Origin of the sequence: Streptococcus sp. SR1 (assembly GCF_000526075.1) — a bacterium.
In the GTDB taxonomy this organism is placed as follows: Bacteria; Bacillota; Bacilli; order Lactobacillales; family Streptococcaceae; genus Streptococcus; species Streptococcus halitosis.
In genome coordinates, this window is the sequence record NZ_JATR01000002.1 from 18,032 (window position 1) to 30,263 (window position 12,232).

A 12,232-nucleotide genomic window follows, 5' to 3' on the forward strand; every position below is an offset into this window, starting at 1 on the left:
AGAAGGAGTTTGGTAAAGGAGAGAGTATGCTATTTGTAGAGAAAAAACTAGGTCACGATCGTACTTGGATAGACCTTGATGTGGATAAGATTAAAAATATGGAAGATCTTTCTGACATCTATGGATTGGACAAGGAAACCATCGAGTATGCTCTGGATAGAAATGAACGAGCCCACATGGATTATAACCGTGAAACGGAGACGGTAACCTTTATTTATAATGTTCTTGATTTAGAAAAAGACAAAGAATATTATGAAGCGATTCCGATGACCTTTATCGTTGAAAAACAACGGCTGATTACTATCAGCAATCACAAGAATACTTATGTGATTAAACGCATGGCAACCTACCTTGAAAGCCATGAAATTATTTCAATCTACAAATTTCTTTTTGCCAGTTTAGAGATTATTAGCAATGCTTACTATCCAGTGATTGAAGAGATGGATAAAAGTAAGGATGAAATCAGTGCACTTCTTCGTCAAAAAACAACTAAAAAAAATCTTTTCGCCCTCTCTGACTTGGAAACTGGTATGGTTTACCTGACAGCAGCTGCTAAACAAAATCGTCTCCTCTTGGAACACATCCAAGGGCATGCTCTTTATCGTAATCTTAATGAGGTAGAAAGAGAGCAGTTTGACGATGCTATGATTGAAGCCCATCAGTTGGTTTCAATGACAGATTTGATATCTCAAGTTTTGCAACAACTCTCAGCCTCTTACAACAACATCCTAAATAATAATCTAAATGATAATTTGACAACTTTGACAATTATCTCAGTCTTGCTAGCTATCCTTGCGGTTATTACAGGATTCTTCGGAATGAATGTTCCCTTACCGTTTACAGATGAACCAAATGCTTGGATTTATATTTTGATAGCTAGTCTCATTTTATGGGCAGTCTTAGCTCAATGTTTAAAGAAAATTGCTAGAAATTAAAAAAGGAGCCAGAATGGCGATTGAAAACTATATGCCAGATTTTGCTGTGGAAGCAGTTTATGATCTGACAGTCCCAAGCCTGCAGGCGCAGGGAATCAAGGCTGTTTTGGTCGACTTGGACAATACCCTCATTGCTTGGAACAACCCTGATGGGACACCAGAGATGAAGCAATGGCTACATGATCTCCGTGACGCGGGCATTCGCATCATCGTGGTCTCAAATAATACCAAAAAACGAGTTCAACGCGCAGTTGAGAAATTTGGGATTGATTACGTTTATTGGGCCTTGAAGCCTTTCACATTTGGGATCGACCGTGCCATGAAGGAATTTCACTATGAAAAAAATGAAGTGGTCATGGTCGGCGACCAGCTCATGACAGATATTCGCGCAGCCCATCGTGCGGGTATTCGCTCGATCTTAGTCAAACCCTTGGTCCAACATGACTCGATCAAAACGCAGATTAACCGAGCTCGCGAGCGCCGTGTTATGCGAAAAATCACTGAAAAATACGGACCGATTACATATAAAAAAGGAATTTAACTATGGAAGAAATTCTCTGTATTGGTTGTGGAGCAACCATTCAGACGACAGACAAGGCTGGTCTTGGTTTCACTCCCCAGTCGGCACTTGAAAAAGGTTTGGAGACTGGAGAAGTTTATTGCCAACGCTGTTTCCGTCTCCGCCACTACAATGAAATCACAGATGTCCAGTTGACGGACGATGATTTTCTCAAACTCTTGCACGAGGTGGGAGACAGTGATGCCTTAGTGGTCAATGTCATAGATATTTTTGACTTTAATGGCTCTGTCATCCCAGGCTTACCGCGCTTTGTATCGGGCAATGATGTCCTCTTGGTCGGAAATAAAAAAGATATCCTGCCCAAGTCAGTTAAACCGGGCAAGATTAGCCAGTGGCTCATGGAACGTGCCCACGAAGAAGGACTTCGTCCAGTTGATGTGGTTTTAACTTCAGCCCAAAACAAGCATGCTATTAAAGAAGTCATTGACAAGATTGAACACTACCGTAAGGGCCGTGATGTCTACGTAGTTGGGGTAACCAACGTTGGAAAATCAACTCTAATCAATGCCATTATTCAAGAAATAACGGGTGATCAGAATGTCATCACGACTTCACGCTTTCCAGGGACAACCTTGGACAAGATTGAGATTCCACTTGATGATGGATCTTATATCTACGATACACCGGGGATTATCCACCGACACCAGATGGCCCACTACTTGACGGCTAAAAACCTCAAGTATGTCAGCCCTAAAAAGGAAATCAAGCCAAAAACCTATCAACTCAATCCTGAACAAACCCTGTTTTTAGGTGGTCTTGGACGCTTTGACTTCATATCAGGAGAAAAGCAAGGATTCACAGCTTTCTTTGACAATGAACTCAAACTCCACCGTACCAAGCTAGAAGGCGCTAGTGCTTTCTATGACAAGCACGTCGGAACCCTTCTAACACCACCAAATAGCAAGGAAAAAGAAGATTTCCCAAAACTAGTCCAGCATGTCTTTACCATCAAGGACAAGACAGACCTAGTCATTTCAGGCCTAGGCTGGATCCGCGTAACAGGTACCGCCAAAGTCGCTGTCTGGGCACCAGAAGGCGTCGCCGTCGTCACACGAAAAGCAATCATTTAAACACAGAAAGGAAAGGGTTATCTGAATTCGGGCGAGTCCCGCGAGCCTATAACGAATACTTTTCGCCGTGGTGTCAGTTGGTACAAGTGATTGTACCAACTGAGGAAAATTTGAGACTTTAGGCTCAAATTTTAGTCATGAAAGTCCGAAGGACTTTGCTGACGTCCGTCACCACTTCAGAAAAGTATAAAAAGAAACTCTTTTAAAGAAATTATGTCATTAACATCAAAACAACGTGCCTTCCTCAACAGCCAGGCACACACCCTCAAACCCATCATCCAAATCGGTAAAAATGGACTTAACGACCAAATCAAAACCAGCGTTCGCCAAGCTCTTGACGCCCGTGAATTGATCAAGGTTACTCTCTTACAAAACACAGATGAAAACATCCACGAAGTAGCTGAAATCTTGGAAGAAGAAATCGGTGTAGATACTGTCCAAAAAATCGGACGCATCTTGATCTTGTTTAAACAATCCAGCAAGAAAGAAAATCGCAAGATTTCCAAGAAAGTTAAAGAAATCTAAACACCTACTCCAAACAACTGTTTTTACAGAGAATTAAAGGAAGACGAGCCTATGGCAATTGAATTATTGACTCCCTTTACCAAGGTAGAGTTGGAGCCAGAAATCAAGGAGAAAAAACGCAAACAAGCCGGGATTCTAGGAGGGAATTTTAATCCCGTTCACAATGCCCATCTGATCGTTGCTGACCAAGTACGGCAACAGTTGGGACTGGATCAAGTCTTGCTCATGCCTGAATACCAACCTCCTCACGTAGATAAAAAGGAAACTATCCCCGAGCACCACCGCCTCAAGATGCTTGAGTTGGCGATTGAGGGGATTGAAGGCCTCGCCATTGAAACCATTGAGTTAGAGCGCAAGGGCATTTCCTACACCTATGACACCATGAAGATTTTGACCGAGCAACATCCTGACACAGATTATTACTTCATTATCGGGGCTGATATGGTGGACTATCTGCCTAAGTGGTACCGAATTGATGAGCTAGTCGACATGGTTCAGTTTGTGGGGGTTCAGCGCCCACGCTACAAGGCAGGGACTTCCTATCCAGTTATCTGGGTGGATGTGCCTCTCATGGACATCTCGTCCAGCATGGTGCGTGACTTCATTGCTCAAGGTCGGAAACCTAACTTTCTCCTACCTCAGCCAGTGCTAGACTACATCGAGAAGGAGGGGCTTTACTGATGGCATACCAAGACTATATCAACTGTTCCCGAGAGGCTTTGTTGGAAAAAATGGCAGAGCTTCTGCCTGAAAAACGTTTAACCCATTGTTTGGGGGTGGAGCGTGCAGCCATAGAACTTGCCCAGCGATTTGAAGTCGATGCTGAGAAAGCTGGTCTAGCAGGCCTTCTTCATGATTATGCTAAAAAGCTGTCAGATCAGGAATTTCTAGACTTGATTGACCGTCATCAGCTAGACACTGATCTCAAAAACTGGGGCAATAATGTCTGGCATGGTATGGTTGGCATCTACAAGATTCAGGAAGATTTGGATTTGCATGATCCAGAAATCCTGCGAGCTATTGAAATCCATACAGTCGGAGCTGGTCAGATGACCGATCTAGATAAAGTCATCTACGTCGCAGATTATATCGAGCACAATCGTGCCTTTCCAGGAGTGGATGTGGCGCGTGAAATTGCGGAGCTATCGCTCAATAAGGCAGTGGCCTACGAAACAGCTCGTACCGTGGAGCATTTAGCTCATCAGGGATTTCCCATCTATCCCCAAACCCTTGAAACCTATAACGCCTTTGTGCACTATTTGAAAGAGGACTAAATGAACGAAAAAGAATTACTAGAACTAGTCGTGAAAGCGGCTGATGAGAAACGTGCGGAGGATATCCTCGCACTTGACGTACAAGATTTGACCAGCGTGACGGACTACTTTGTCATCACGAGCTCGATGAATAGCCGTCAGTTGGACGCTATCGCAGATAATATCCGTGAAAAAGTAGCTGAAGCTGGCTTTAAAGGCAGTCATGTCGAAGGAGATGCAGCTGGAGGCTGGGTTTTACTAGACCTCGGCGGTGTTGTTGTGCATATCTTCTCAGAAGAAATGCGTGCCCACTATAACCTAGAAAAACTATGGCATGAGGCAGAGTCAGTAGATTTATCTGAAGCTTTGGCGTAGAAGATGACTTGAACTTCGGATGGAAATTACTTTGAAATTCGACAATGTATTGAGATTATTCTTATTTTGAGTAAGAAGTGAGAGATTGCCGAGACTTTCCGTTGTGATAAAAGTTCTTGAAATATTAATGTTTCAAGAACTCGGGAGTTTTGAGATCTTAGGCTCAAAACTAAGTCTTGGAACTTCGAAGAAGGTCGCAGACGTCCGAAATCACCTAAGGAAAGTCTTAAAAAGACTTTGTCTTTAATCGAACTCAGTTGCAGTCAACTGGGTTTTATTTGCTTATTTTAGAAAAAATGGATAGAAAGGTAAAGGGCGTCGTGTTTTGTTCATCTCGAAACTGAACACGAGCTAAAAGCTGCGAGAAAAAGATAAACTTCCTTTGTATCTGACGATACAGCAGAAAGTTTCCTATTTTCTCCTTGCTTTTAACGCTCTTTGTATCTTAATTATGGCTACTTATGAAACCTTTGCGGCGGTCTATGATGCGGTCATGGATGATAGTTTATACGATAAATGGACGGATTTTTCGCTACGTCATTTGCCTAAGACCAAGGAGAGAAAGAAGCTTTTGGAATTGGCTTGTGGAACAGGTATCCAGTCTGTTCGCTTTTCTCAGGCTGGCTTTGATGTGACAGGACTTGACTTGAGCGCGGATATGCTGAAGATTGCTGAGAAGAGAGCGACTTCAGCCAAGCAAAAGATTGACTTTATTGAAGGCAATATGCTGGATTTGTCCAAGGCAGGGAAATATGATTTTGTCACTTGTTATTCGGACTCGATCTGTTACATGCAGGATGAGGTCGAGGTAGGAGACGTCTTTAAGGAAGTGTATAATGCCCTCAATGATAATGGTGTATTTATCTTTGATGTGCATTCAACCTACCAGACAGATGAGGTTTTTCCAGGCTATTCCTACCATGAAAATGCGGAAGATTTTGCCATGCTTTGGGACACATATGAGGACGAAGCCCCTCACTCCATCGTGCATGAGTTGACTTTCTTTATCAAGGAGGCTGACGGTTCCTTTAGTCGCCACGATGAAGTGCATGAGGAGCGAACATACGAAGTCTTGACCTATGATATTTTGTTGGAACAGGCTGGTTTCAAGTCCTTCAAACTCTTTGCGGATTTTGAGGACAAGGAACCAACAGAAACCACTACCCGTTGGTTTTTTGTGGCGCAGAAGTAGGAGAACATCATGACCATCACAGGTATTATCGCGGAGTTCAATCCTTTTCATAATGGCCACAAATACCTGCTTGAGCAGACGAAGGGGTTGAAAATTGTGGCCATGTCTGGAAATTTCATGCAACGAGGAGAGCCGGCTATCGTGGACAAGTGGACACGGGCTCAAATGGCACTGGAGAATGGAGCAGACCTGGTAGTGGAATTGCCCTTTTTAGTCAGTGTTCAGGCAGCAGATTTTTTTGGTCAAGGAGCTGTAGATATCTTGGTTCGCTTGGGTATTGATACTCTAGCTTTTGGGACAGAGGAAGTTTTGGATTATCAGAAAATTGCTGACTTATACACAGAGTGCGGTCGAGAGATGGAGAATTTTGTGGAAAATCTGCCTGATTCACTCTCCTACCCCCAGAAAACCCAAGCCATGTGGCAGGAATTTGCAGATCTAGATTTTTCAGGCAATACGCCCAATCATGTCCTTGCTCTGGCCTATGCCAAGGCGGTTGCAGGACGCAACATCAAGCTTCAGCCGATTCAGCGTCAGGGAGCGGGTTACCATTCTGTGGATAAGGATGTGGACTTTGCCTCGGCAACAGCTCTCCGTCAGCATCAATCAGACCAAGATTTCTTAGAACGCTTTATGCCTTCCGTTGCCCTCTTTGAGCAGGCCCGTAAGGTGAGTTGGGACGACTATTTTCCCTTGCTCTGCTATCAAATTTTGTCAAATCCAGACCTGACGACCATCTATCAGGTCAATCAAGAAATGGCTGTGCGCATCAAGGAAGCTATCAAAACGGCTCAGTCTGTTGACGAATTGGTCGAGGCAGTTGCGACCAAGCGTTATACCAAGGCGCGTGTCAGACGCCTCTTGACTTATATTTTGGTGCAGGCCAGAGAAAGCGACTTGCCAGAAGTCATCCATGTCCTTGGCTTTACTGAAAAAGGCAGACAACATCTCAAGTCACTGAAAGAGCAGGTCCATCTAGTCAGCCGAATTGGCAAAGAACCTTGGGATACCATGACCCAAAAGGCAGACCAGATCTACCAACTAGGACAGCCAAGTATCGCAGAGCAGAATTTCGGCAGAGTGCCTATCATAATAGAAACAAACTAAGTCTACTGAAAGGTAGGCTTTTTTAGAAGATTTTCGAATAAATAGATAGAAAAGAAAAATCTTGTACAAGTTCCTGACAATTTCTTTCTTTTTGTGTATAATAGTGGAAAAGAGGTAAAACGAGGTATGGTTATGGAAGCAGTTCTTTATTCAACATTCCGAAATCATTTAAAGGACTACATGAAGAAGGTAAACGATGAATTTGAGCCTTTGACGGTGGTCAATAAAAACCCAGATGAGGATATTGTAGTCCTTTCAAAGAGCGAGTGGGACAGTATTCAGGAAACCTTGAGAATCGCTCAAAATAAGGAACTTTCTGACAAGATCTTGCGAGGAATGGCTCAAGTCCGTGCTGGAAGTGCTCAGCTGCATGTCATTGAGGAGTGAGAAATGCTGCTCAAGTTTACAGAAGATGCCTGGGCGGATTATTGCTATTGGCAAAACCAAGATAAGAAAACATTAAAAAGAATCAATAAATTAATCAAAGATATTCAACGCAATCCTTTTGTAGGAATGGGGAAACCAGAACCGCTCAAATATGACTATCAAGGAGCTTGGTCGCGGCGCATCGATGCAGAAAATCGCTTGATTTATATGATAGATGGAGATAGCGTGGCTTTCTTGTCCTTCAAAGATCATTACTAAGTCTACTGAAAGGTAGGCTTTTTTATTTTGAACTTTTTAGCTAGCAGATTGAAGATAAAATTTTTTGGAAAATGACAGATTTCCTAAGTTAAAAAAAGTGAAAAATTATTAGTATAATAATTAGATTCTTGTCCCTTGAATCCGCTTTATAACTCTTATTTTGTGGTATAATGAAGAGAATTGTTAATAATAAAAACAGGGGAAGCAAATGTCTAATTTCAAAGAAAAACTACCGCTATTCCAGTCGAACGATGTTCAGATTTCAAATGTGGTCAATGCAGTTTGGTCGATTGCGAATACCTTACGTGGGGCTTACCGTGCAGATAAGTATCGAGATGTTATCATTCCGATGTTTGTCTTGACTCGCTTGGAAGCTGCTTTATTGCCAACGAAAGACGAAGTAGTCGCACTTTATAAGTCAAATCCCAATACACCCGAGAAGGTTCTTGAGAATAAATCTGGCTATAAATACTATAATACCAGCTCTTTCACGCTAGAAAACCTTCAAAATGATCCCAATGCGATTGAAGAAAATTTTATTGCCTACCTAGATGGTTATTCTTGTCGTGTGAAGGACATTATCGAAAACCTTAAGTTTAAAGAGCAGGTCCGTACACTTGCACAGTCTGGACGTCTTTTTACAGTGATTAAGAAATTTTCTCAGATTGATTTATCGCCAAGTTCTGTGGATTCTATGGTGATGGGCTATATGTTCGAGGATATCATCCGTCGTTTTTCTGAAAATGAGGAAGCAGGTTCCCACTATACGCCTCGTGAAGTCATTGCTCTAATGGTCAATCTGCTCTTGATTGAAGCCGATGAAGAATTATTTGTCGATAAAAAAGAGTTGAAAATCTTAGATATGGCTGCTGGGACAGGTGGTATGCTAGCGACTGCCAAAAGTTACATCCGTAAGCTCGATACAGGGGCAACTGTCCGTCTTTTTGGTCAGGAAGTTTTACCTGAGACTTTCGGGATTGGTCAAGCGGATATGTTGATTCGTCAGGAAGACTCGGACTATTTCGTGAAGACCGATACATTAAAAGATCCGGATCCATTCCCAGATAAGAAGATGAGTTTTGTCATTGCCAATCCTCCTTTTGGTCAATCCTGGGGCGGGAAAGATGCAGATGATGGCGTAGAAGACGCAGTTAAAAGAGACCATAATCTCTTTGAGAGTACAGAAGGTCAACAAGGACGTTTTGTAGCGACTCCGGGAACTGGTGATGCCCAACTTCTGTTCCATCTTCATGGTTTAGCTAAATTAGAAGAAAATGGTCGAGCTGCTATCATCTCAAATGGTTCCCCTCTCTTTTCTGGAGGTACTTCATCTGGGGAAAGTCAGATCCGCCGTTACATCCTTGAGAATGACTTGTTGGAAGCTATTATTGCCCTTCCAGGACAGTTTTTCTACAATACAGGGATTGGAATTTATATCTGGATTTACAATAAAAACAAATCTCCTGAGCGTCAAAACAAGGTCCAGTTTATCGATGCGACAGAGGAGTTTGTCCCTTTGCGTAAGTCACTTGGACAAAAACGTCGTGAGTTGTCTCAAGACAATATCCGCCAGATTCTCAAATGGTATGATGATTTCAAAGAAAATGACCATGTGAAAATTTTTGATAAGAATGAGTTTCTATACCGAGAATATACAGTCATGCAACCTCTGCAACGTCGTGGCTGGATTACTGAAGAAACCATTGATAAAGCAAAAAGTGTTCCTTTCCTAGCTAAACTATTTGATGAATACCAGTATCAAGAATTGCTAGAGATGGAACCACGCTCAGCCAAGGATGAGAAAAAATTACAAGGCTTTGAAGCTGGGAAAGACAAGCAAGAAGCTATCTTAGATGCTCTTCGTGGGGGAATCACGGATGACAGTTATCCTAACTTTGAAAGCTTTGTCCAAGTCATTAAGGACTTGTTGGGAGACATCAAGGTAACGCCTGCGAATATCAATGCGCTAGCTCTAGCTATGAGTGAAATGGACAAGACAGCAGAAGTCATCCGTACTAAGAAGAAAGACAAGCCAAATGAGATTGCTGGAGGGATTGTCTATGATAAGACCACCAAGGATAGTGAAATCGTCAAGCTGACAGAGGATGTGGAAGACTACTTTGCGCGTGAGGTTTATCCCCATGTACCTGACGCCCACTACTGGTTTGATGAAGAAAAGGGCTATGGAGCCGAGATTCCCTTTACTCGCTATTTCTACCAATACCAAGCACCAGAAAGTGCAGAAAAACTTTTGGCAGAGTTCTATGACATAGAAGTAGAACTACAGACTCTCTTGGAGGAACTAAAACATGACTAGGATGAAAGAGAGTGGCATTGACTGGATCGGACAGATACCAGAAGAGTGGCAAATTTCGAAAATTAAATTTACGACTCAGCTTAATGGTAGAATCGGTTGGCAAGGATTAACATCAGCTGAATATAAAGAAGAAGGCCCATATTTGATTACAGGAACTGATTTTCAAAATGGAACAATTAATTTTGAAACAGCTGTACATATTGATGAAAAACGTTGGTCAGAAGCTTCGCAGATTCAGGTAGAAAATGGTGATTTACTGATTACGAAAGATGGTACGGTGGGTAAAGTAGCTATTATTTCAGGGCTTGATGATAAGGCTTCGTTAAATAGCGGTGTATTAAGGATCCAAACAGTTGATGAGATTGATAGAAAATTTTTATATTATGTTTTACTATCAGATGAATTTTGGATGTGGTTTAACTATACAAATTCAGGGGCGAGCACCATTTTACATTTGTATCAAAATGTATTTGATGAATTCACTTTTACCTTTCCTCAAAAAAATGAACAACAAAAAATTGCTGATTTTCTAGACAAGAAAACTGCCCAGTTGGATAAGGTAAAAGCTCTACTGGAAGAACAGATTCAAAAACTCAAAGACTACCGCGCAAGCTTGATTTATGAGACCGTCACAAAAGGATTGGATAAAAACGTCCCCATGAAAGACTCAGGAATCGACTGGATTGGACAGGTGCCTCAAGGGTGGGGAGTGAAGCCAATTAAACATGTAGTAGCTACGCCTGTCACTGATGGACCACATGAAACGCCTTTACTATGCGAGACAGGTATTCCATTTTTATCGGCAGAAGCTGTAAAAAATGGTGTATTGGATTTTAATTATAAGAGAGGTTATATCTCGTTGCAAGACCATGAACGTTTTAAGAAAAAAATATCTCCTAAAAAAGATGATATTTTTATTGTAAAATCTGGTGCAACAACTGGGAATGTCGGTATAGTTAACACTGATGAAATATTTGATATTTGGTCTCCACTTGCGCTAATAAGGTGTAAGAAAAGTTTAGCTGTTCAAAAATACATCTATTACTATTTAATATCTAATATTTTTAAAGCTCAAGTTGAATTCAATTGGTCTTTTGGAACTCAACAAAATATAGGTATGGGAATTATTGAAAATATAAAGCTTATCTTACCGCCTTTATCTGAACAAACAAAAATTTCAGATCTTCTGGATAAGAAAATATATCAGATTGATCAACTAATTCAAATAAAAAACAAGCAAATTGATAATATTAACAAACAACGACAAACTCTTATTTATGATTATGTAACAGGGAAGAGGAGAGTGTAATGGATACAGAAATAGGAGAATATAGTTATTCTATTCGATGGATTTTTGAGGATTCTAAAAAACATGAGTTAGATGCTAAGACACTATTAAAATCTGAACAAAATTTAGCTGATTTTTTATATGAAATAACCAATCAATTTGGTCTCTCAATTGAAATTAGAGCATTGGCGAGAGATAAAGGCAGTTTTAAATCGGAGTTTAAAATTTTATGGAAAAAGAATCTAGACAAAATTTTTATAGCTGGTATGACGTCTATTATTTCAATAAGTCTTACTGCTTTTTTTCAACAAGTTCAAGAACCTAAAAGTACAACGTTAGATCGTGAAAAATTAGTACTTGATTTACAAGAAAAAATAAATAAGGGAGATCTGACACTAGAACAGGCAAAGACATACATTGAAGAATTTTCTAGTCTTGCTAAGTACAAAAATGCTTTTTTTAAAGCAAATAAAATTGATAAAGAAATTTCAGAAATCGAGATAACACAAGAAGGAAAAGTAACCAGTAATATAGGTAGTGGCGAATTTGATAATTATATTTCTAATAACCAGACTAGTGAGACAGTTATTTACGATGCTAAAGTTTATATTATATCTCCTGTGTTAGTAGCTGGTGTAACAGAAAAGTGGACAGGTGAGTATGAAGGGGATAAAATACGTTTCAGTGTCAAAGACAAGGATTTTTTAGAAAAATCACAAAACAAAGTTATCTCGTTCAACACAGGTTTTTTCATAAGATGTAAATTACGAAAGATTGATAAAAGTATTGCTGGTAAGGAGCAGTGTGCATGGGAAGTTCTGGAAGTTACTCATTATGCTGTAGATGATGAACATGTCGTCGAATTTGAACACCGTATAAAATCTAAGAATAAAGAAATTTCTGGTCAAATGACCTTATTTGACTGATAGAAATTTGATTGGAATG

The 12,232-nt window shown here is 40.7% G+C and carries 14 protein-coding genes; all 14 read left to right on the forward strand.

Going from position 1 to position 12,232, the window contains the following annotated elements; translation table 11 throughout:
• Nucleotides 1-26 precede the first annotated feature (26 nt).
• The 14 genes from HMPREF1518_RS00205 to HMPREF1518_RS00275 all read left to right on the forward strand — a co-directional run bounded on the left by HMPREF1518_RS00205 (nucleotide 27) and on the right by HMPREF1518_RS00275 (nucleotide 12,213).
• Complete coding sequence (locus tag HMPREF1518_RS00205; RefSeq protein ID WP_000899718.1) at nucleotides 27-935, forward strand: magnesium transporter CorA family protein; 909 nt, start codon at nucleotides 27-29, stop codon at nucleotides 933-935.
• Nucleotides 936-948: 13 nt separating this feature from the next.
• Nucleotides 949-1,476: a YqeG family HAD IIIA-type phosphatase gene (locus HMPREF1518_RS00210; RefSeq protein WP_000963744.1), complete on the forward strand. Its 528-nt coding sequence runs from the start codon at nucleotides 949-951 to the stop codon at nucleotides 1,474-1,476.
• Between the two features lie 2 nt (nucleotides 1,477-1,478).
• Complete coding sequence (gene yqeH / locus HMPREF1518_RS00215; protein ID WP_033583414.1) at nucleotides 1,479-2,585, forward strand: ribosome biogenesis GTPase YqeH; 1,107 nt, start codon at nucleotides 1,479-1,481, stop codon at nucleotides 2,583-2,585.
• A gap of 213 nt (nucleotides 2,586-2,798) precedes the next feature.
• Nucleotides 2,799-3,110, forward strand: coding sequence for a ribosome assembly RNA-binding protein YhbY (yhbY, locus tag HMPREF1518_RS00220; RefSeq protein ID WP_000060169.1), 312 nt, complete (start codon nucleotides 2,799-2,801; stop codon nucleotides 3,108-3,110).
• Between the two features lie 51 nt (nucleotides 3,111-3,161).
• Nucleotides 3,162-3,791, forward strand: coding sequence for a nicotinate-nucleotide adenylyltransferase (locus tag HMPREF1518_RS00225; protein ID WP_033583415.1), 630 nt, complete (start codon nucleotides 3,162-3,164; stop codon nucleotides 3,789-3,791).
• A complete protein-coding gene (yqeK, locus tag HMPREF1518_RS00230) occupies nucleotides 3,791-4,384 on the forward strand; it encodes a bis(5'-nucleosyl)-tetraphosphatase (symmetrical) YqeK (RefSeq protein ID WP_033583416.1) in 594 nt (197 codons plus the stop codon). Before HMPREF1518_RS00225 ends, yqeK begins: the two co-directional genes overlap by 1 nt.
• The gene (gene rsfS / locus HMPREF1518_RS00235) at nucleotides 4,385-4,738 is read left to right on the forward strand and encodes a ribosome silencing factor (RefSeq protein WP_033583417.1); all 354 of its coding nucleotides are present in this window, start codon (nucleotides 4,385-4,387) and stop codon (nucleotides 4,736-4,738) included.
• A gap of 451 nt (nucleotides 4,739-5,189) precedes the next feature.
• Nucleotides 5,190-5,930 carry a class I SAM-dependent DNA methyltransferase gene (locus HMPREF1518_RS00240; protein WP_033583521.1) on the forward strand — a complete coding sequence of 247 codons (741 nt, stop codon included), beginning with the start codon at nucleotides 5,190-5,192 and terminating at the stop codon, nucleotides 5,928-5,930.
• Nucleotides 5,931-5,939: 9 nt separating this feature from the next.
• Nucleotides 5,940-7,037, forward strand: a complete 1,098-nt coding sequence (locus tag HMPREF1518_RS00245; RefSeq protein WP_033583418.1) for a nucleotidyltransferase — start codon at nucleotides 5,940-5,942, stop codon at nucleotides 7,035-7,037.
• Nucleotides 7,038-7,169: 132 nt separating this feature from the next.
• The gene (locus HMPREF1518_RS00250) at nucleotides 7,170-7,424 is read left to right on the forward strand and encodes a type II toxin-antitoxin system Phd/YefM family antitoxin (protein ID WP_197018549.1); all 255 of its coding nucleotides are present in this window, start codon (nucleotides 7,170-7,172) and stop codon (nucleotides 7,422-7,424) included.
• 3 nt (nucleotides 7,425-7,427) lie between these two features.
• Complete coding sequence (locus HMPREF1518_RS00255; RefSeq protein WP_033583420.1) at nucleotides 7,428-7,682, forward strand: Txe/YoeB family addiction module toxin; 255 nt, start codon at nucleotides 7,428-7,430, stop codon at nucleotides 7,680-7,682.
• A gap of 208 nt (nucleotides 7,683-7,890) precedes the next feature.
• Nucleotides 7,891-9,999, forward strand: coding sequence for an HsdM family class I SAM-dependent methyltransferase (locus HMPREF1518_RS00260; protein WP_033583421.1), 2,109 nt, complete (start codon nucleotides 7,891-7,893; stop codon nucleotides 9,997-9,999).
• Nucleotides 9,992-11,308, forward strand: coding sequence for a restriction endonuclease subunit S (locus HMPREF1518_RS10470; RefSeq protein WP_081730766.1), 1,317 nt, complete (start codon nucleotides 9,992-9,994; stop codon nucleotides 11,306-11,308). Before HMPREF1518_RS00260 ends, HMPREF1518_RS10470 begins: the two co-directional genes overlap by 8 nt.
• Nucleotides 11,308-12,213 carry a hypothetical protein gene (locus HMPREF1518_RS00275; protein ID WP_033583422.1) on the forward strand — a complete coding sequence of 302 codons (906 nt, stop codon included), beginning with the start codon at nucleotides 11,308-11,310 and terminating at the stop codon, nucleotides 12,211-12,213. Before HMPREF1518_RS10470 ends, HMPREF1518_RS00275 begins: the two co-directional genes overlap by 1 nt.
• Nucleotides 12,214-12,232: the final 19 nt, after the last annotated feature.

What these genes read in the sequence shown, in the direction of transcription:
- HMPREF1518_RS00205 (WP_000899718.1), top strand. Translation starts at nt 27, where the DNA reads ATGCTATTTGTAGAGAAAAAACTAGGTCACGATCGTACTTGGATAGAC.
- HMPREF1518_RS00210 (WP_000963744.1), top strand. Translation starts at nt 949, where the DNA reads ATGGCGATTGAAAACTATATGCCAGATTTTGCTGTGGAAGCAGTTTAT.
- yqeH (WP_033583414.1), top strand. Translation starts at nt 1,479, where the DNA reads ATGGAAGAAATTCTCTGTATTGGTTGTGGAGCAACCATTCAGACGACA.
- yhbY (WP_000060169.1), top strand. Translation starts at nt 2,799, where the DNA reads ATGTCATTAACATCAAAACAACGTGCCTTCCTCAACAGCCAGGCACAC.
- HMPREF1518_RS00225 (WP_033583415.1), top strand. Translation starts at nt 3,162, where the DNA reads ATGGCAATTGAATTATTGACTCCCTTTACCAAGGTAGAGTTGGAGCCA.
- yqeK (WP_033583416.1), top strand. Translation starts at nt 3,791, where the DNA reads ATGGCATACCAAGACTATATCAACTGTTCCCGAGAGGCTTTGTTGGAA.
- rsfS (WP_033583417.1), top strand. Translation starts at nt 4,385, where the DNA reads ATGAACGAAAAAGAATTACTAGAACTAGTCGTGAAAGCGGCTGATGAG.
- HMPREF1518_RS00240 (WP_033583521.1), top strand. Translation starts at nt 5,190, where the DNA reads ATGGCTACTTATGAAACCTTTGCGGCGGTCTATGATGCGGTCATGGAT.
- HMPREF1518_RS00245 (WP_033583418.1), top strand. Translation starts at nt 5,940, where the DNA reads ATGACCATCACAGGTATTATCGCGGAGTTCAATCCTTTTCATAATGGC.
- HMPREF1518_RS00250 (WP_197018549.1), top strand. Translation starts at nt 7,170, where the DNA reads ATGGAAGCAGTTCTTTATTCAACATTCCGAAATCATTTAAAGGACTAC.
- HMPREF1518_RS00255 (WP_033583420.1), top strand. Translation starts at nt 7,428, where the DNA reads ATGCTGCTCAAGTTTACAGAAGATGCCTGGGCGGATTATTGCTATTGG.
- HMPREF1518_RS00260 (WP_033583421.1), top strand. Translation starts at nt 7,891, where the DNA reads ATGTCTAATTTCAAAGAAAAACTACCGCTATTCCAGTCGAACGATGTT.
- HMPREF1518_RS10470 (WP_081730766.1), top strand. Translation starts at nt 9,992, where the DNA reads ATGACTAGGATGAAAGAGAGTGGCATTGACTGGATCGGACAGATACCA.
- HMPREF1518_RS00275 (WP_033583422.1), top strand. Translation starts at nt 11,308, where the DNA reads ATGGATACAGAAATAGGAGAATATAGTTATTCTATTCGATGGATTTTT.